This window comes from Stappia sp. BW2, assembly GCF_008107695.1.
Taxonomy (GTDB): domain Bacteria; phylum Pseudomonadota; class Alphaproteobacteria; order Rhizobiales; family Stappiaceae; genus Roseibium.
The window spans coordinates 1,173,110-1,193,153 of sequence record NZ_VIRG01000070.1 but is presented as its reverse complement, the minus strand read 5'-3'; the positions used below and the strand labels follow the sequence as shown (position 1 = coordinate 1,193,153).

13 protein-coding genes are annotated in these 20,044 nt (G+C 58.4%); 7 read left to right on the top strand and 6 right to left on the bottom strand.

From position 1 onward, the window contains the following. The first annotated feature begins 30 nt into the window (after positions 1-30). Positions 31-1,440 (top strand): type I glutamate--ammonia ligase, encoded by a 1,410-nt coding sequence (glnA, locus tag FMN63_RS24490; protein ID WP_148586714.1) that lies wholly within the window; start codon positions 31-33, stop codon positions 1,438-1,440. A gap of 183 nt (positions 1,441-1,623) precedes the next feature. On the opposite strand, the gene FMN63_RS24485 is transcribed toward glnA, so the two are convergent. Next, positions 1,624-2,670 carry a DmpA family aminopeptidase gene (locus tag FMN63_RS24485; RefSeq protein WP_148586713.1) on the bottom strand — a complete coding sequence of 349 codons (1,047 nt, stop codon included), beginning with the start codon at positions 2,668-2,670 and terminating at the stop codon, positions 1,624-1,626. Between the two features lie 109 nt (positions 2,671-2,779). Continuing rightward, the gene (locus FMN63_RS24480) at positions 2,780-3,049 is read right to left on the bottom strand and encodes a tyrosyl-tRNA synthetase (RefSeq protein WP_148586712.1); all 270 of its coding nucleotides are present in this window, start codon (positions 3,047-3,049) and stop codon (positions 2,780-2,782) included. Positions 3,050-3,231: 182 nt separating this feature from the next. On the opposite strand from FMN63_RS24480, the gene FMN63_RS24475 reads away from it, so the two are divergent. Continuing rightward, positions 3,232-3,450 carry a hypothetical protein gene (locus FMN63_RS24475; protein WP_148586711.1) on the top strand — a complete coding sequence of 73 codons (219 nt, stop codon included), beginning with the start codon at positions 3,232-3,234 and terminating at the stop codon, positions 3,448-3,450. 124 nt (positions 3,451-3,574) lie between these two features. Beyond that, on the top strand, positions 3,575-4,828 hold the full coding sequence (gene tyrS / locus FMN63_RS24470) for a tyrosine--tRNA ligase (RefSeq protein ID WP_148586710.1): 1,254 nt from the start codon (positions 3,575-3,577) through the stop codon (positions 4,826-4,828). Between the two features lie 136 nt (positions 4,829-4,964). Here tyrS and FMN63_RS24465 read toward each other — a convergent pair whose 3' ends face one another. After that, positions 4,965-8,255, bottom strand: coding sequence for an AsmA-like C-terminal domain-containing protein (locus FMN63_RS24465; protein WP_209001300.1), 3,291 nt, complete (start codon positions 8,253-8,255; stop codon positions 4,965-4,967). Positions 8,256-8,455: 200 nt separating this feature from the next. Here FMN63_RS24465 and bcp point away from each other — a divergent pair, with 200 nt between their 5' ends. The 3 genes from bcp (at position 8,456) to FMN63_RS24450 (ending at position 11,234) form a co-directional block, all read left to right on the top strand. Beyond that, positions 8,456-8,923: a thioredoxin-dependent thiol peroxidase gene (gene bcp, locus FMN63_RS24460; RefSeq protein ID WP_148586709.1), complete on the top strand. Its 468-nt coding sequence runs from the start codon at positions 8,456-8,458 to the stop codon at positions 8,921-8,923. Between the two features lie 46 nt (positions 8,924-8,969). Further along, positions 8,970-9,791, top strand: a complete 822-nt coding sequence (locus tag FMN63_RS24455) for a ferritin-like domain-containing protein (protein WP_148586708.1) — start codon at positions 8,970-8,972, stop codon at positions 9,789-9,791. A 90-nt stretch (positions 9,792-9,881) separates the two neighbouring features. Next, positions 9,882-11,234, top strand: coding sequence for a M23 family metallopeptidase (locus FMN63_RS24450; RefSeq protein WP_148586707.1), 1,353 nt, complete (start codon positions 9,882-9,884; stop codon positions 11,232-11,234). A gap of 67 nt (positions 11,235-11,301) precedes the next feature. On the opposite strand, the gene prfB is transcribed toward FMN63_RS24450, so the two are convergent. The 3 genes from prfB to FMN63_RS24435 form a co-directional block, all read right to left on the bottom strand. After that, a protein-coding gene (gene prfB, locus FMN63_RS24445; protein ID WP_162855087.1) for a peptide chain release factor 2 occupies positions 11,302-12,433 on the bottom strand; the annotation gives its coding sequence in 2 pieces (ribosomal slippage) (positions 11,302-12,363 and positions 12,365-12,433; 1,131 coding nt in all). Between the two features lie 157 nt (positions 12,434-12,590). Next, a complete protein-coding gene (locus tag FMN63_RS24440) occupies positions 12,591-15,071 on the bottom strand; it encodes a penicillin-binding protein 1A (RefSeq protein WP_148586705.1) in 2,481 nt (826 codons plus the stop codon). A gap of 179 nt (positions 15,072-15,250) precedes the next feature. Next, positions 15,251-16,528: an N-acetylmuramoyl-L-alanine amidase gene (locus FMN63_RS24435; RefSeq protein ID WP_286192754.1), complete on the bottom strand. Its 1,278-nt coding sequence runs from the start codon at positions 16,526-16,528 to the stop codon at positions 15,251-15,253. 688 nt (positions 16,529-17,216) lie between these two features. Between FMN63_RS24435 and FMN63_RS24430 the strand changes: the two genes are divergently transcribed. Then, the gene (locus FMN63_RS24430; RefSeq protein ID WP_148586704.1) at positions 17,217-20,021 is read left to right on the top strand and encodes an Rne/Rng family ribonuclease; all 2,805 of its coding nucleotides are present in this window, start codon (positions 17,217-17,219) and stop codon (positions 20,019-20,021) included. The last annotated feature ends 23 nt before the right edge of the window (positions 20,022-20,044 follow it).

Below are 20,044 nucleotides of genomic sequence, written 5' to 3'. Positions count from 1 at the left end.
TTCACATGAAAAACTAAAGGGATGGACACTATGACCACTGCCGCTGAAATCCTTAAGGAGATTCAGGAAAAAGACGTGAAATTCGTCGACCTGCGCTTTACCGATCCTAAGGGTAAAATGCAGCACGTCACCATGGACGTAGCACTCGTTGACGAAGACATGTTCGCTGAAGGCGTTGCTTTCGACGGCTCGTCCATTGCCGGCTGGAAGGCCATCAACGAGTCCGACATGATGCTGATCCTCGATCCGGAATCTGCACACATCGACCCGTTCTTCGCGCAGTCCACCATGGCGATCTTCTGCGACATCGTCGACCCGGTCACCGGCGAAGGCTACAACCGCGACCCGCGCATGACCGCGAAAAAGGCAGAAGCCTACGTCAAGTCCGGCGGCTTCGGCGACACCGTGTTCGTCGGTCCGGAAGCTGAATTCTTCATGTTTGACGACGTCCGCTTCAACGCTGACCCGTACAACACCGGCTTCATTCTCGACAGCTCGGAACTGCCGTCCAACATGGGTTCCGAATACGAAACCGGCAACCTCGGCCACCGTCCGCGCACCAAGGGCGGCTACTTCCCGGTTCCGCCGGTCGACAGCGCTCAGGACATCCGTTCCGAAATGCTGTCCGTCATGGCAGAAATGGGCGTTCCGACCGAAAAGCATCACCACGAAGTGGCTGCTGCCCAGCACGAACTCGGCATGAAGTTCGACAACCTGACCCGTTGCGCCGACAACATGCAGAAGTACAAGTATGTCGTCCATCAGGTAGCTCATGCTTACGGCAAGACCACCACGTTCATGCCGAAGCCGGTATTCGGCGACAACGGCACCGGCATGCACTGCCACCTGTCCATCTGGAACAACGGCGAGCCGACTTTTGCCGGTAACCAGTATGCCGATCTTTCGGAAAACTGCCTGTACTTCATCGGCGGTATCCTGAAGCACGCCAAAGCGCTGAACGCTTTCACCAACCCGTCGACCAACTCCTACAAGCGTCTGGTCCCGGGCTATGAAGCTCCGGTTCTGCTGGCCTATTCCTCGCGTAACCGTTCGGCTTCCTGCCGTATTCCGTTCACGGCTTCTCCGAAGGCAAAGCGCGTTGAAGTTCGTTTCCCGGATCCGACCGCGAACCCGTACCTCTGCTTCTCCGCTCTGCTGATGGCCGGCCTCGACGGGATCAAGAACAAGATCCACCCGGGCGATGCAATGGACAAGAACCTCTACGACCTTCCGGCCGAAGAGCTTGCAGAAATCCCGACCGTTTGCGGCTCTCTGCGTGAAGCACTGGAAGAAGTCGATGCAGACCGTGAGTTCCTGAAAGCTGGCGGTGTGTTCGACGACGACCAGATCGACGCTTACATCGAACTGAAGATGGAAGAAGTCGAGCGTTACGAAATGACCCCGCACCCGGTCGAGTTCGACATGTACTACTCTGTCTGATCCCATCAGGTTCAGATCAACGGAAAGGCCGGGCATTTGCCCGGCCTTTTTGTTTGGTCAGCGTAACGATGTCTTTGCATTCGCCGGACACCTGTGACGCTGAAAGTGTCCTGGTGGCCACCGCCCTCAGCAGGCCTCAAGCTCGGCTTGAAATGGATCTCGCTCAAATAAATCGCACACGATCTAAGCGTTTACGCGCAACCAGTCAGCAAGTGACGGCCGCTTGCTGCGCCCCCGTCCGCGCATCGCCGGAGATGCGATCATTGCGTTAAGAACGGATTCCTGCGTCGTTTCGGCAGCCGCCTGAAACAGGACGTCGATCTTGTCTTCTCTAAGAATATCGCGAGCGACAAAGTCGCTCTCTTCGAAGTGCGAAACCCTTGAGGCAGTTGAAAAAGCGAGCGCGATATCGCCGCTTCCATTGCCATAGTAGGCACCCAGCCGAGCCAACCCTGCCCCGGCCCGCCGCGCAATCCGTTTCAATTGCCGGCTTTCCAGAGGCACATCCGTCGCCAGAACGACGATGACAGAACCGCGTTCTTCGCTTTGCCTGGCCTGTTTTGGGTGCGGCCGCCGTCCATCCGGCAGCACCAGATCGCCGGGCCGGCCAAAATTGGCAAGCACCAAAGCGGCAAGCCTGTGTTGACGTTCGCCAAGATCAAAGACACGAGACGCCGTACCAACACCACCTTTGAAACCAAAGGCACTCATGCCCGTCCCGGCCCCGACGCTGCCCTGTTCAACCGTTCTACCGGCCGCATTCAGGGCCGCCTCGGCATCGGCTTCGCTCAAGGCCATTGCCTGAATGTCGCTCAGATAGCCATCGTTACATTCCATCACCACTGGATTGATGGTTCCTGTAGAGCGGCCAATCTCCGGGTTTTCGGCAATCGACCGGCGGATAAGCGCGTTTACGCCGGTTCCAACGCCAAAGGTGTTTGTCAGCAGGATCGGTGTTTCCAGCGTTCCCAGTTCATCGACCTGGATCAGACCAGCGCTCTTTCCAAAGCCGTTGATGACTTCGACAGCGGCTGGAAGCTTCTCGCGAAAGAGATTGCCGGGATGTGGCACAAGAGCGGTGAACCCGGTTCTGAGATCGCCCTCGTTCAAGGTCCGATGGCCGACAGCAACACCGTCGATATCCGTGATGGCGTTCAGGGGACCAGGCTCCAGAGTGCCGCAGATGAGGCCATGAGCCCGGGAAGGAGACTGTGGGAGATTGGAAGACATGGAACACCGGATGAAAATTTCACTGTTCCGTGTTGAAAAGCAGGATCAACCAAATCTCAAGACGAAAAAGCCTCCCGAAGGAGGCCATTCGCAGACATTGTGGATGAGATCAGTAACAGACGCGCTGGTAACCGACGACAACGTAGCGGCCGTAATAACGGCTCCAACGGGTCACCGGGCGCTTCTGGCAGCGGACCGGCTGGTAGTAGCGCGGCTGAGCCTGGGAAGCGATGATGGCGCCGGCGGCAAGGCCGATGATGGCACCAGCGGCAATCGCACCGCCGCGGTTCTTGGCATGAGCTTCATTCGGAGTAATGGTGACGGCAGCGGTAGCCATGGTGGCGACTGTGACGGCGGCTATTGCAAACTTGCGAAACATGACGACTCCTTTCGATTGTTGAACAGCGGCTTTCCGTGCGCTGCTGATGATTTCAATTTAGGAGTTGCCGGCAACTTTGGCTGTGACCACCATCACGATGCTTCACTTTCGCCGGATTAAGCTTGAAAGTATGTTTGAAGTCGCCGGCCCCTCGCGGTCCGGCAAGAAAAAAGGAGTTTTCCATGTGGGTGATTATGGCGGTTTCCATTCAGCTTTTAAGTGGTCCGAATGTCTGGGCTGTTGCCGATCAAGGCACGTTTCAGGATGAGACGGAATGCCAGGCAGCACTCAGCGAAGCCGTCCCGCGGACACTCTCGGAAGGCATGCGCCTTGCCTGGGAAGGTGGCGAGCTGAAATTCGTCTGCGTGAAAGTGCGTGCCAACGGCCAGGCAGGCAACTAACCGCCGCCTGAGAGCATCTGCGCTCCCGATTTTCCGGCCGTCGCAATTTACAAGTCCTGCGGCACGCGCTAGAGCACGACCGCAGGAATGCCGGCAGGCACACAAGACGGACGGACAGGCGAACATGAGCGAGTTCAAATCGGACTTTCTAAACGTTCTTTCAGAACGCGGTTTCATTCATCAGATCTCCGACCCCAACGGTCTGGACGCTCTTTGCGCGAAGGAAACCGTAACAGCCTATATCGGCTTCGACTGCACCGCTCCGAGCCTTCATGCCGGCTCTCTTGTGCCGATCATGATGCTGCACTGGTTCCAGAAAACCGGCCACCGTCCCATCGCGCTGATGGGTGGCGGCACAACGCGCGTCGGAGATCCCTCAGGCAAGGACGAATCCCGCAAGATTCTCACCGAAGAGGTGATTGAGGAAAACAAGGCCGGCATTCGCAAGGTTTTCGAAAAGCTCCTCACCTTCGGCGACGGCCCGACGGATGCCATTATGGTAGACAATGCCGACTGGCTGCTGAAACTGAACTACGTCGAATTTCTGCGCGATATCGGACGGCATTTCTCGGTCAATCAGATGATCCAGCGAGACAGTGTGCGCTTGCGCCTGGAACGCGAGCAGCATCTGTCCTTCCTCGAATTCAATTACATGCTCCTTCAGGGCTATGACTATCTGGAGCTTTACCGGCGTACGGGCTGCCGCCTTCAAATGGGCGGCTCCGACCAATGGGGCAATATCCTGTCTGGCACGGATCTCGTCCGCCGACTGGGCGATGTCGAAGCGTACGCCCTCACCTCTCCGCTTCTGACCACTTCGTCGGGCGCGAAAATGGGCAAGACCGCCGCCGGTGCGGTGTGGCTCAACGAAGAGCAGCTTTCCGCCTATGACTACTGGCAATTCTGGCGCAATACGGAAGACGCGGACGTTGAGCGATTCCTGAAGCTGTTCACGGTTCTGCCGATGGACGAAATCGCCCACCTGGCCGCGCTTGAAGGCTCCGAAATCAACGAGGCCAAGAAGATCCTGGCCACGGAAGCAACCGCATTGATCCACGGGCGGGAAAACGCCGAAGCGGCTGCAGAGACCGCACGCAGGGCCTTTGAAGAAGGCCAGACGGCCGAGGGCCTGCCGACGGTGGAAATCGCAAAAGCGGATCTGGAAGCGGGCCTCGGGGTCCTGTCCGCATTCGTAACCGCCGGGCTTTGCGCCTCCAACGGAGACGTTCGCCGCAACATCAAGGGTGGTGCCGTGAAGATCAACGACAAGGGCGAACAGGACGACAAGCGCCAGATCACGCTTGCAGATGTCACCGGAGACGGCATCGTCAAACTGTCGCTCGGCAAGAAAAAGCACGTGCTTCTCAAGCCGGTCTAAGCGACCCAAGCTCTCGACGGACAAAAGCCGGGCCCATGCCCGGCTTTTTTGTTCCGCCCTCCTGACCAGTCGTCTCGAACGCAGCCAGACGGAGACCGCAAATCGGAGAACCGGCCCGGCGCGGAAGAGCTTTTACTCAGTTTGGCTGAAACTCGAACATCTTGCGGAAGATACCAGGGGCAATCGCCGAAATCGGATTGACGGAAAGCACCGGATCGGAAACGGGCCCCGACAGACGATAGGTCACGCCGATCAGGCCTTCGCCTGAACCGCCGCCGAGCGCAAAACCCAGCAACGGTATCTTGGCGAAGAAGTTGTTGAGTGCGTAGATCGGCACGAAAGTGCCTGTCAGGTTGAGCGTTTGTCGCGACAGATCCACCGAACCGCTGACAGTTCCTCCAAGAGCATTGCCTTCAAGAGCACCGCGGCTGATGGTCAGCAAATCGCCGTCCCGCGAGAAGTTGATATCGAGCGTTTCGAAACTCGCGGTATCCGCCGCTTCACTGCTGTTGACCGGCCGCCCGTCGGGAATTTTTTTGGCACGATTCTGTTCCCGGATACGCTGGATGGCCGGATCTTCCGTGATCCTTAGCGAGCGAACGTTGAAGTCGCCAACCCAACTGTTCTCGTCGGCCATTGCAACGTTGAGGACGCCAGTTCCGCCGCGCATCCGCTTGTAGAGATCGAGAAACCGAAGCGTCGCACCGGTGTTCTCGAACCGGCCGATGGCCGCTTGCGAGCCTCCCTGGTCCGTCACGGTGAATTCGAAATTCGCGCGACCGTTCACCAGCCCTCTCAAATCTGCTGAAATCAGTCCCTTGGCGCCGGTATCGATCTTGCCCACGAACTTTTCGATGGCCTGATTGTTGAACCCGGTGACCCGGTCGATATTGGCGGCAATTCTTGCGCCACCTGAAAAATCGCCCGCGCCCTTGCTGCTGCCTGGGCTGCGCATGCTCTTGATCAGCCCACGGCCGTCGAAAGAGGATCCGGCAAATATGATATCGTAGCGCCCGTCGGACGCTTTCTGGATGTCGACTTCGACATTGTCACCCGGACGCAGCTTGAACGTGCTGAAGGCCGCGCTGACGAGATCACCGGCCAGCGACAATCGCATGGAACCGGCAACGTCGACCCCTTCCGAGACAAGTTTGAAGTCCTTCACCCGGCGCTGCTTATCTGTCTCGACCAGCTTGAAGGATGCCTTCGCAGGAACGCCCTTGGCTTTCTGCCATCCAAGCGCCTGAAGCCTGACATCCGTCTGCTTCAGATCGATGACAAATTCCTGTCCGTCACTGACCTTGGCAACGCTGAGCTTCATGTTGCCCTGAAGAAAGGTCGTCAGATCAACACCCTTGTCCTTCAGTTGCTGGGCGTTGAGTGACACCACCACATCCTGGCGCGCAGCAACGCCGGACTCGCCCAAGGGCACGACCAGGTCGATATCGGCCTGAAGTCCATCCAGGATGCCCTTTCCGGTAATTGCGACCTGATCCTTGTTGGCATCCAGCGCAACATCCGACTTGCGGACCGTGTGCCCCATTATCGGGTTGCTGTCCGAGAAATTCTTCAGCTGGCCTGTCGCCTGCCAGTCGATATCGGTAAGATCGATTTCCCTGCCCAACGGAAACGACGCGGTAATGTCGAGTTCACCTGATCCTTCAACGCCGTCATTCTTGAGGTCTGCCCGGTCCAGCACACGGAAAGGCGCGCTGTTGACCATTGCCCCGAGATCAGCCGCTGCTCCCTCCATACGCGCGTTCACGTTTGCCATCTTGCCATCCCGCAGCGGCAGGTGATGAATCTGGAAGACACCATCCGGCACGGCAACCGGGCCACCTTTCGAAGACGTCGCCGTTCCGTTTTTAGCTGAAACGGTCAACGTCTCATCCTTGATTGTGAGCGTGCCTTCGAGACCGGCGATCTCGGGAACGTCACCCACAGGCGTCACCGCGCCGTCGGAAAACGTCATGTCGAGGCTCATATCGTTGCCCGACCAGCCCGGATCAGGGTTACGCGGATCGAATGCCGGCGGACGCAGCGCACCCGTATAGGAAACCGTCTCGATCAGACCGTTCTTCAGGCGATCGATGATCCAGCGGCGTGCCGGCGGCACAAGCGTGATCGGCCAAAGCTGCTTCGCGACGGCAAGCGGTATAAGTTCGCCGTCGGCGGCGAGCGCCAGATATGGCCCTTCAGGGGTAATCTGCAGAGAAGCAACCCCATGGACTACCGCCTTGCCGGCGCGAGCCGTGAAACGGTCAACCGTCAGCAGTTTCTCAAGCGGATCAAACCGTGCACGGACCTGGATGCCATCCAGCATATTCGGCTCTTCCGGAACATCGGCAGATCCAAACTGCGGATATTCCGAATCGAGATTGATCTGCCACTCGTGTGAATCACCTGCGACAGGCCCGATAGACCCTGTAAAAAAGATGCGCGAGTTACCGCGAATGACATGCGATTTGGTAATTTCAATCGTGTCCTGTCCTGCCTCGAACAGCAGCGACAGTGCTGCATCGTCAAAGGCCACCAGTGTCTTGCCGAGTTGAAACCAGCCATTGCGAATGCGGGCAACCGCATTGGCAGAAATGAATTTGCCGTCTCCCGTCAGCCGGCTTTCGATTTTCGCGGAAGCCGGAAGTCCCAGTCCCTTGCCCTGCACCGATCTGGCACTTGGACCGAGCAATTCGGCAAGTGTGATGCCGTTGACCACAACGCCGATGCTCTTGGCATCCGCACCTGGGGGGGCATTGCGGGCAAGCTCCAGCCGCCAGGTTGATATGTTCCCGGCGACACGGGCGAAGGCGCGTATCGAGCGGTTCTCGTCGCGAAGAATGTCCGCATCGATGCCCGAGTAGCGCCTGGGAAATGATCCGGCCAATTCGAAAGTAGCATCCCGGATCTTGACGAAGCTGAGCCCCCGGCGGGCGAACTGGTCGTCCACGACATCGCTCACCCTGTCGACCGCCTCCATGAGCGGCCCCATTTTGGGGAGCTTTGCCGGCCCACCAGCCAGAACGATCCGGACATGAGGTTTCACGAGGTTAAGCGACGAGAAATGAACCTCGCCGGAAAGCAGCGCATCCCGGTTCAGCGGTGCGGTCAATTCAGGAAAACTGATGCTGACAGGCGATCCGCCGGCAATGTCCACCTTCGCATCGGATACCAGGATATTGATGCCTTCTGGAGCGGTAAAATCGACGCTCGCACTGCCGATGGACAGCTGCACCTGGCCGCGCGTGCCCTGATAGGCAAGAAGGCTCCCGAGAAGCGGAATGCGTACCGGGCCAGTGGCAAAAAGAAAGATGAGACCGGCAACGAGACCTATCAGAACCGCGGCGGCAAAGTAGCGCAAACGCTTGCGTTTTTGCCGCCCCTTTTTGGGCGTGTTCTCAGGTTCGCCGGATTTTGGCAAATACGTCAATCCAATCTTTCGCCTGTATGCGTAAGACAGGCGCTTGGGTTCGAGTTTGGAGCAAGGCAACGCGTTATGCCGCCGCTGTTCCGGACGAGTCGCTTGGCGATTGATGATACTGCGAAAGCTTTGCTAAAAGCGACCACAGCCATTGCAGTAGCAGCCGGAAACCGGCATTAACGCACAAACTTTGACAGAAGGAAGGCATGATGAGCGAATTGGCCGTCGGGGATGTCGCACCGGATTTCGAACTGGAGGGGGATGGCGGCAAGAAGGTGTCGCTGAGCGCCCTGAAAGGAAAACCCGTCGTGGTGTATTTCTATCCCAAGGATGACACTCCGGGCTGCACCAAGGAGGCTATCGCCTTCACGGAGCAGACCGACGCGTTTGCCAAACTCGGCGTGACCATTATCGGGCTGTCGCCTGATACTGCCGCAAAGCACGACAAGTTTATCGCCAAACATAATCTTGCGATCAGACTTGGGGCGGATACGGAAAAGGAAGCCGCTGAAGCTTATGGCGTCTGGGTCGAAAAATCCATGTATGGCAAGAAATACATGGGCGTCGAACGTTCCACGTTTCTCGTCGGTCCGGACGGCAAGATCGCGCAGATCTGGCGCAAGGTAAAAGTTCCCGGTCACGCGGACGCCGTGCTTGAGGCTGCGCAAGCCCTGTGAGGTCTTCTCCTCGACAACGACCTGCCAACCAGTGAAGCGTCCCGGAATGGAAACCATGCCCCACAGCCTCGTTGCCGGAGCAAAGGCGATTGTCTGCGCACCAGACACGACCGAAAAGGTTCGGCTTGCCTATGCTGTTTCAAGGGCGTGGTTTCAACGGGACCTGGCGCTCGGCTCCCCTTCCCTTGACGGAGAAATGCCGGACCGGCCGGGGCGGCCCGACAAGCCGGTTCTGCTGGCACCGCGCGACATGCCCAAACGCAATTTGAAGGGCAAGGCAGGCCGCCTTGCCCTGATTCACTCGCTGGCGCACATCGAACTCAACGCAGTGGATCTGACATGGGATCTGATTGGCCGATTTGCGTACGTCCGGCTGCCACGCTCCTACTATGACGACTGGGTTCGGGTCGGGCTGGAGGAAGCAAAACACTTTGCCATGCTGCAGGAGCGCCTGGCGAAGCTGGATGCCTCCTATGGAGATTTTCCCGCCCATGATGGTCTATGGCAGGCAGCCCAGGACACCGGGCACGACCTTGCAGCGCGTCTGGCCATCATTCCCCTGGTCCTGGAGGCCAGAGGCCTCGACATCACGCCGCCGATGATCGAAAAGGCACGCGAAATCGATGACGAGGACACCGCAAAATGCCTCGACATCATTTATCGCGACGAGAAGAACCACGTCGCCTTCGGTGCAAAATGGTTCCGATTCTTGTGTGACCGGCAGGGAATCAGACCCGAACCGGCTTTCCAGGGCTTTGTGCGGCGCCATTTCCGGGGAGCGCTGAAACCGCCTTTCAACGACCGCGCGCGTTCTGAAGCAGGACTAACCCCCGGTTTTTACAAGCCTCTTGCGCGTCTTGCCGGATAAATTTCACGCGCATGAAGACGAATTATTAACCTTACCAAATTCTAATCAGGCTCAGATCTCTTGCAGAATGCAGACAGTGACTGAGTGACAATGCAACAGCGCCAAGAAACGACGCGGACCTATCAAGCCCCCCGGACAGAGCCACATCACCCGGCTCTGGAAAAGGGCGCAAAGACAACCACCTACAGTGTGAGGCCGGTTCACCTGATTTGCGGGGCAATCGGTTGCGTGACGGCAACCTTGGCAGTCGCAGGCACGATAGGTTACTACGCCCTGCGCAGCGACATGATGGCTGAGGCCAGCGCGGAACGGACGGAACTGGTGCTGGAGTATCAGGACCATATCGACCGTCTGCGCACCGAAATCGCCAACCTGACGAGCCGCCAGATGGTCGACCGGGAAACTGTCGAGATCAAGGTCATGGACGTGCTTCGCCGGCAGCAGGATCTCAATCAGCGCCACGCCATCGTTGCCGACCTTGTGGCACGGGCAGAAAGCGTCGGGATCTACCTGAGCGATAGCAAGCCGATGCCGCCGGAAAAACCCTCCATCGATGAGCGTAACCTCGCCTCCCTGGATGGCAACGACAAGTCGGCAATCGGCGGCGAGAGCGAACTGATTGAAGAACCGGTCAAGGCTCTAGGCTTGCGTGATGGGTCGACACGGTCGTTCGATCCGCTGACCATTCTTCAGCAGCCGGTGAAAGATGCCGCCGCATCAGACGCTGACTTAAAAAAAAACTCTGAAAAGCAAGCTGCGCTTGATGCCGTAAAAGCGCATATCTCCGTGATGGGCGAGGAAAGCACGGCCGCTGTCGACGCGATCACCATCGCCACGGAAGGCCGTATAGAGGACATCCTGGGCATCACGCGGTCCATTACGCCCGGGCTTAACGCGACATTACGCGAAAAGACATCTCTCGGCGGTCCGTTTCAGCCGCTCAATGACGAGAACTTCCCTGACCGCCTGGACCGTGCCAACACCGCCCTTGAAACTCTGAGGCGCGTGAAGTTCACAGCGCTGCGTCTCCCAATCCAACGGCCCGTCCGCAACGGCTCCGTATCCAGCACCTATGGCCCGCGCGTCGACCCGTTTCTGGGACGGCTGGCGATGCACACCGGTATCGATTTCAAGGTCGCCTATGGCGCAAATGTTGTTGCAACGGCACCTGGCACGGTGATCAGCGCGGGACGTCATGGCGGCTACGGCAATATGGTGGAAATCCGCCATGCCAATGGCTTCATCACCCGTTACGCCCATATGAGCCGTATTAAAGTTTCAAAAGGCGATCATGTCCTGGCTGGAGACCTAGTCGGCAATGTCGGTTCCACCGGTCGGTCCACTGGCCCGCATCTTCACTATGAGATTCGTCGAAACAACAAGCCCAGCAATCCGGCTCCCTTTCTGGCCGCCGGCGATCGCTTTGCTGCGCTGGCACTTTGAAAGTCATTCCAACAAAAAAAACGGGGCCAAGACGGCCCCGTTTTCATGTGCGTTGGACGATGTGTCCTTAATCGATGTCCGCAACTTCGACCGGGTCTCCACCAAAGACACGCTGAGCCAGCGCAGCTTCCATGAACTCGTCCAGATCGCCATCAAGCACATCCCCCGGAGACGTGCTTTCAACGCCCGTGCGCAGGTCCTTGACCAGCTGATAGGGCTGCAGGACGTAGGAGCGAATCTGATGCCCCCAGCCGATATCGGTTTTTGAGGCAGCTTCTGCACTCGCCTCTTCTTCACGCTTTTTCAGCTCGGCTTCATAAAGACGGGCCTTCAGCATCGACCAGGCGGTTGCCCGGTTCTTGTGCTGCGAGCGCTCGGACTGGCACTGCACCACGATGCCGGTTGGCTGGTGTGTGATACGCACGGCGGAATCGGTAGTGTTCACGTGCTGACCACCCGCGCCGGACGCTCGGTAAGTATCGATGCGGCAGTCGCTCTCGTTGATGTCGATCTCGATGGAATCGTCGATCACCGGATAGACCCAGGCGCTGGAGAAGCTGGTATGACGGCGCGCGTTGCTGTCGTAGGGCGAAATCCGAACGAGCCGGTGCACGCCCGACTCCGTCTTCATCCAGCCGTAGGCGTTCTCACCCTTGATCAGCAAGGTCGCGGATTTGATACCCGCCTCTTCACCGTCATGATATTCCAGCACCTCGACCTTGAAGCCGCGCTTTTCCGCCCACCGGCGATACATGCGCAGCAGCATGGAAGCCCAGTCCTGGCTCTCGGTCCCACCGGCACCCGAGTTGATTTCCAGGTAGGTGTCGTTTGCATCAGCTTCGCCGGACAGCAGCGAATTGAGCTGAAGCTGGTTGACCTTGCCTTTCAGACCGCGAAGAGCTTCCTCGGCATCGGCGACGACAGACTTGTCGTCTTCCATCTCGCCAAGTTCGATCAGTTCGATGTTGTCGGAAAGGTCCTGCTCCAGAGACTTGATGCCAGAGATGCTGTCATCGAGCTGCTGACGCTCACGCATCATCTTCTGCGCCTTCGAGGGCTCATTCCACAGGTTCGGATCTTCAGAAAGGGCGTTCAGCTCTTCCAGACGGACAACGGCCTGGTCCCAGTCAAAGATGCCTCCTCAGCAGGCTTATGGCCTGCTTGATTTCATCAACGATCGCTTCCATTTCGGCGCGCATCGGATACCTCGCTTTTGATGTGAAGCGGCCCGGTCTCCACAAAGAGGCACCGGGCCGAGAATTGGAGCGGGACATTACTCAAGCCGGACTGCGCTGTAAACCGTCGAAACGGATCGCCAACCGCCCGGCCAGTCAAGCTGCCTCTCGGCCGGCTGGATCAGTAAAGTCCACCTGTGCCGACCGTTACGGCCTGCTGCGCTTCCGGAGAAACGGCCGTCGGAACCCCCATCGTGTCCTGGAACCCGATGACGGAGTAGCTGTCCGGCGGAGCCATGCCCGGTTTGAAGGCTTCCAGAATAGATCCCGGCGCACCTGCCGCGGTTCTCAGACCGGTGCGGCGGTTGATCGGAATCAGCTGGAGGCCCTTGGGCACCCGGAATTCCACCGGTGGCTTGTCGGCCAGCGCAGCCTTCACGAAGTCGATGAAGATAGGCGCTGCCACCTGACCGCCGGTTGCACCGCGGCCCATCGGTTTCGGGGTGTCATAGCCAACGAAGACGCCAACGGCCAGATCCGGGGTGAACCCCATGAACCAGGCGTCTTTTTCGTCGTTGGTGGTGCCGGTCTTGCCGGCGACCGGACGCCCGACCGCCCGCACGGATGTCGCCGTGCCGCGCTGAACCACACCTTCCATCATGGAGGTGATCTGATAGGCGGTCATCGGATCGAGAACCTGCTCGCGGTCATCAATGAGGGTCGGCTCGTCCTGCCCCTCCCAGACGTCCTGCGTGCAGCCGTCGCAAATGCGGCTGTCGTGCTTGTAGATGGTGCGGCCATACCGATCCTGAATACGGTCGATCAGGGTCGGCCGCACTTTCTTGCCGCCATTGGCGATCGTTGCATAGGCGGTCGTCAGGCGCAGCACGGTGGTTTCCCCCGCACCAAGCGACATGGAAAGGACCGGAAGCATGTTGTCGTAAATGCCGAAGCGCTTCGCATATTCAGCAACCAGCGGCATGCCCATGTCCTGCGCGAGGCGGACGGTCATGACGTTTCGCGACAGCTCGATCCCCGTGCGCAAGGTCGACGGGCCGTAGAATTTGCCGCCGTAGTTCTGCGGCCGCCACGTGCCGAGGCCCGGTCCCTGGCTGATTTCCAGAGGCGCATCCATGATCACCGATGACGGTGTGTAGCCATTATCTAGTGCAGCAGCGTAAAGGAACGGCTTGAAGGACGAACCCGGCTGCCGGTAGGCCTGCGTTGCGCGGTTGAACTCACTCTGCGCGAAGCTGAATCCGCCCACCAGGGCAAGCACACGGCCTGTATAGGGGTCCATCGCAACCAGCGCGCCGGATACCTTCGGGATCTGACGCAGTTCGTAGGTTCCCGGTGCAACCGGGCTCTCTTCCACATAAACAACATCGCCAGGCGTCAGGACGTCAGAGACGGCACTGGGCGTCTTGCCCTTGACGCGGGCCCATTTCATGGTGCTCAGGAACAAGGGGCCGGTCTTGCGTTCGTCGGAGAGCTTGCCACTGACTTCACGTTCCGGCTGAAGGCCTATCTTGGCTTCGTCGCCGCCAGCTTCCAGAACCACTGCGAGCTTCCATTCGGGAAGGTCGCCCAAGGCTTCCACCTTCGCCAGATCAATTCCCCAATCAGCGCCAATCTCGATTTTGTCGACCGGACCTCTCCAGCCTCCGCGCTTGTGATCGAAGTCGATCAGACCATTCATAAGCGCCTTGCGGGCGAGTTTCTGCATTTCCGGATCAAGCGTGGAGCGAACCGAAAGCCCACCTTCATAAAGGCGCTTGTCGCCGAAAATGTCAGCCACTTCGCGGCGGACTTCTTCGGTAAAATACTCGGCGGAGACCAGTCGGGAACCGGTTTCACGCGGTTTGACGACAATCGGCTTCTGTTTGGCTTCCTCGCCTTCCTGGGCACTCACGTACCCATCAGCGATCATTCGGTCGAGCACGTAGTTGCGCCGCGCGATTGCAGCTTCTGTCTTCCTGTAGGGATGATAGTTGCTTGGCCCCTTCGGCAGAGCTGCCAGATAGGCGATTTCTTCAAGCGAGAGCTCGTGAACGGACTTGTCGAAATAGATCAGCGACGCGGCAGCAACACCATAGGCACCAAAACCGAAATAGATCTCGTTCAGATAAAGCTCGAGAATTTCGTCCTTGGAGTAGGCCTGCTCGATACGCAGCGCCAGAATGGCTTCCTTGACCTTGCGCTCATAGGCGGCAGAGCGGCGTTCGCGCTCCTCGCTCACGAGATCCGACAACAGAAAGTTCTTTGCCACCTGCTGCGTGATGGTCGAAGCCCCTTCCGGACGACGGCCCGAGCCGTAATTCTGGATGAAGCGCACCGCTGCACGGGCAATGCCTTCCGGGTCGACACCGATGTGGGTGTAGAAATTCTTGTCTTCGGCCGCGATGAAGGCTTCCTTGACCCGATCCGGAATCGCCTGGATCGGCAGGAACATGCGCCTCTGGGTCGCATATTCGGCCATCAGACTGCCATCGGCCGCGTGCACGCGGGTCATGACCGGCGGCTCGTAGTTCTTCAGGGCGGTATAATCCGGCAGATCCTTGGTCAGGTCCTGCAAATACATCCAGACTCCAGCGGCAATCAGCAACGCAAAGATCGCGCCGATTCCGAACAGGTAGCCAAAAAACTTCACCAAAAATCTCATACCGCGGGCTCGTCTTTCCCCGTTCCTAGCGCTTCCAGCTTTTTAACACGGAAACTTTTGCTCAGCATCACCGATGCAGACAGTCGCACAAACTTGTTCGTCTTCCTCGTGCACCAATATGGCGATGCTGAGGCAATCGCCAGTGCAAACCTGCCAATTTTAAAGCAATACAATGATTTTTACTGGGACGGCAAAGCTTGCTGCCGGGCCAGCCGGGGCCGGAAGAATCCATCAACGGCCTCTGTTACGGCGTTGGCCATGCGGTCACGCCACTCGTCTGAAATGAGAAGCTTTTCGTCATACTCGTTGGACAGGTAGCCGAGTTCGATCAGAACCGACGGCACATCATGGGCTTTCAGCACTCGGAAACCAGCAGAACGATGCGGATTATTGATCAGCCGAACCGCGCTTTTCAGCTCCTCAACCAGCGATCTGGCGAAGTAGACCGAAAACGACCGCGTTTCGCGCCGCGCCAGATCGATCAGAATATCGGTAACCTCGGTCGGCTCCTCTGCAAGATCCACACCGGCAATCACATCCGACATGTTTTCCGACTGAGCCAGATCTTCGGCCAGTTGGTCGGATGCCCTGTCGGAAATCGTGTAGACAGTTGCGCCGCGTGCGAATTTCTGGCCGCGTCGAACAGAATCGGCGTGAATGGAAATGAACAGGTCGGCTTCGAGTTCATGACCGATCTCAACCCGGCGCCCCAGGGGGATGAATGTGTCGTCATCCCGGGTCAGCTTCACATTATAGAGACCGCTTTCGTCCAGTTTTTCCTTCAGAAGCTTCGAAAAATCGAGGACGATCGCTTTCTCGAGGGTTCCATGAACGCCTACCGCCCCGGTGTCGATCCCGCCATGGCCCGGATCGAGAACGATCAACGGCTTGTCCTTGTTCTTTGGCGCGGTCAGCCGATCACTCTTGGGTTTGGAATTGTCCTTGGTAGCGACACGTTTCGGCCTGGAAGTTTCGACGAAGGTCCTGAAATCCTCAGCGCTCGCAGTCACCAGATCGACCACAAGCCGGGCCGGCTGATCATCGACGGCGGGCAGGAAGAACGTCTTGTCGACCTTGACCGGCCCCGTCAGATCCATCACCACACGGGATCTGCCGACCGCGAACAGGCCGAAGCGCCAGTCGGCGACGAGCCCTCGTCCGCTTTCGCCGGAATCGGCCGGTATCGAAAATTCCACTTCCGGAAGATCGATAATCAGCCTGTCCGGATTGGCCAGGCCGGAAATGACCGGTGAGACTTGCCGATTCATATCCAGAACGAATCGCGTGCGCGTTTCATCACCCGCCACGCGCGCTCCGGTCACCTGGGCTTTCTCCGGCTCGGCAGATGCGGTCATCGTCAGCGCGGCGAGCGTGCCGGCACTGAGGCCCAAAACCACGGCAACAGACATCACCAGTGTCAAAACTGCGCTCAGGGCATGGTTTACTTGCGGTTTCATTCCGTCCTTGAACTCAATTATTTCGGTCACGTTGTTCGAAAACTTCGCATATTGAGCCCCCACCGGCCCTGTCATACGCCATACGCTACGCAAGGAAAATGCCATATCCAATTCACATTGCTTGCAATGCGCAGCGTCGGACCGTAAAAGTACCTTACGGATTTCGGTTTGAAACCGATACCGTCCCGGGTAGCGGACATGGGTATCTATCCACAACGCTATCGCATTCCCAGGCCTTCTAACGACAGAACAGAGGCCGTTCTGCCGCTTCAAGACAAGCCCTGGAAGAAAGTGGACCTGGTATCGGCACCTCTTTGAGACCGCCCGCCTCGCGACGTGATGCCCTTACAAAACGGCAATTTCCCCGGCGAGGTTTTTCGGCGGCCGTTGGGAGCGAACCCATTCCGGAACCGGATGCAGGTCCATTGGCGATGCCAGGCTGCATTCCGGCGCAAGGTATAATGACTTAACTAGAGGGCCTGCGTTGCCTGAAGGACCCGCGCGATGCACATGGTGATCGACATACAGCAAGGTACCGCTTCAGCGGCTGCCTGCGTTGATCATACGACCGCGCCGGGCGCAGATGCTCTCTCTCATCTTAGCAAAACAAATACGGCAGATATCCTCCTACTGGGCGATGCGCGTTTCGCACATGCGCCCATGAGCGCTGCCGTGGAGAAGTTTAATAATGGCAAACAAAATGCTGATCGACGCGGGCCACCCGGAAGAGACCCGGGTCGTCGTCGTGCGTGGCAATCGGGTTGAAGAATTCGACTTTGAAGCAGCTAATCGCAAGCAGCTTCGCGGGAATATCTATCTTGCAAAGGTGACGCGGGTTGAACCTTCCCTGCAGGCCGCATTCGTCGAATATGGCGGCAATCGCCACGGGTTCCTTGCTTTCAGTGAAATCCACCCGGACTATTACCAGATCCCGGTAGCTGACCGCGAAGCTTTGCTGGCAGCGGAAGCAGCCGACAGGCAGCGCGATGATTCGGATGGCGAGGAAAAACCCAAGCGCCGCCGCCGCTCCCGTGCAGCACGCAACGAAGCCACCGACTCTGTCGCCAGTGACAAGGTTGAAGCGGACGCTTCCGACGAAGCTGCCGAAGGTGACGAAGAAGCTGTAAAAGCCACCGAAGAGACCTTCACCGACGAAGCGGATGGCGAAGCTGTGTCTGCCCGCAGCGCGGACGAGAGCTCCTCTGACGAAGACGACGACGAAGCTTCATCTTCCGCGGAAGAAACAGACGAAGATGAGGAAGAGGAAGAAGCTCCGGTTCGCTCGCGTGGCCGTGGTCGCGGCCGTCGCCGCCGGCACCAGAACGACGATGACGATGATGCCGACAACGATGTCGACGCCGTCGAATCCGTTGGTGCGGAAGATGCGATGGAAGAAGTTCCCGAGCGCATTGTCCCGCTGCGCAAGCAATACAAGATCCAGGAAGTCATCAAGCGCCGCCAGATCATTCTGGTGCAGGTGGTCAAGGAAGAACGCGGCAACAAGGGTGCTGCGCTGACGACATATCTGTCGCTGGCAGGCCGCTATTCCGTCTTGATGCCGAACACCGCCCGTGGCGGCGGCATCTCGCGCAAGATCACCCAGCCGACCGACCGCAAGCGTCTGAAGAAGATCGCCTCCGAACTGGATGTGCCGGAAGGCATGGGCGTTATCCTGCGCACGGCCGGTGCAAGCCGGACAAAAGCGGAGATCAAACGCGACTTCGAATACCTGATGCGGCTTTGGGAAAATGTCCGCGAACTGACCTTGAAATCCAGTGCTCCAAGCCTCGTTTACGAGGAAGGCAGTCTGGTGAAACGGTCGATACGTGACCTTTACAACAAGGACATCAACGAGATCCTTGTTGCGGGCGAAGAAGGCTACCGCGAGGCAAAGGACTTCATGCGCATGCTCATGCCGAGCCATGCAAAGAACGTCCAGCCCTATCGCGACCCCTCCCCGCTGTTCATCCGAAACGGTGTGGAACCGCAGCTCGATGCGATGTTCTCTCCGCAGGTCACGTTGAAATCCGGCGGCTATATCGTCATCAACCAGACGGAAGCCCTGGTGTCGGTTGACGTGAACTCCGGCAAATCGACCCGCGAACACAATATCGAGGACACCGCACTCCAGACCAACCTGGAAGCTGCGGAAGAAGTGACACGTCAGCTGCGCCTGCGCGATCTTGCCGGCCTGATTGTCATCGACTTCATCGATATGGAAGAATCGAAGAACAACCGGTCCGTCGAGCGCAAGCTGAAGGATTGCCTGAAGAACGACCGCGCCCGCATCCAGGTTGGCCGCATATCGCACTTCGGTCTTCTGGAAATGTCGCGTCAGCGCATCCGCACCGGTGTTCTGGAAAGCTCGACCACCCCTTGCCCGCATTGCCAGGGAACCGGCATGATCCGGTCGGTGGAATCTGTCGCCCTGCACGTGCTGCGGTCAGTTGAAGACAACCTGCTGAAAGGCGCGTCCCACAATCTGATCATCCGCACCACCACGCATGTCGCACTTTACATCCTCAACCAGAAGCGTTCGAACCTGGTCGATCTGGAAACCCGCTTCGCCATTGATGTGGAAGTTCATGCGGACGACATGGTCAACGGCCAGCTTTATGTTCTGGAGCGCGGTGCACCGGTTGATCGCGACCGTGTGCCGATGCCTGCGCCGGCGATTGTCCAGCCGGACACGATCGAGATCATCGACGAAGAAACAGAACAGCCCGAGATCGAGGAATTTGCGCAGCAGGACGACGACAATGATGGCCGTCGCAAACGCCGCCGTCGCAAGCGCCGGAGAGGCGGTTCCGACAACCAGCAGGATGATGGCGAAACGCGGCAGGTGAACGCTGAGGCGGACGATGCCGATAGCGATGACGAACAGCCGCAGGAAGCCCGTTCAGGTGAAGAAGACGGCGATGACGAACCGCGCCGCAAGCGCCGTCGCGGTCGCCGTGGCGGACGCCGCGGACGCCGCAACGGTGACGAGCTTCAGGCTGAAGGTGGCGCCGAAAATGACGGCGAAGGCGACGGTGACAACCGCGACGCAGCTGCCTCCGGTGAGACCCAGGACGATCAGCCCGGTTCAGATGCCACCGCTGCCGCCGAAAACAGCAACGACACAGTGGTCGCTGAAGCAACGTCGCAGGATGATGCCCAGGCTGACGACTTGAAAGCTGCTGACGGTGAGACAGCCTCGGACGCGAGCGGTGAAACCCCGGCGGACAAAGCTGCTCAGCAGGACAATGTTGCCGCTCCGGCTCAGGCCGAGGCAGCAGAAGAAAGCCCGGTGACGGCTGAAGCCGAAACCATTGTGGTCGACACGCCAACGTCCGAACAACCGGTTGCCAGCGAAGCCGACGCCGAAGAAGAAGCCCCTGCCCCCAAGGCACCGGCCGAGCCGGTTGTCACCAGCGAAACAACTGGCGACGACACCAAGGACGACAAGCCGAAACGCGGCGGCTGGTGGCAGCGCGGCCGTTCGTTCTTCTGAAGAGCATTCGACAAGCTTTGAAA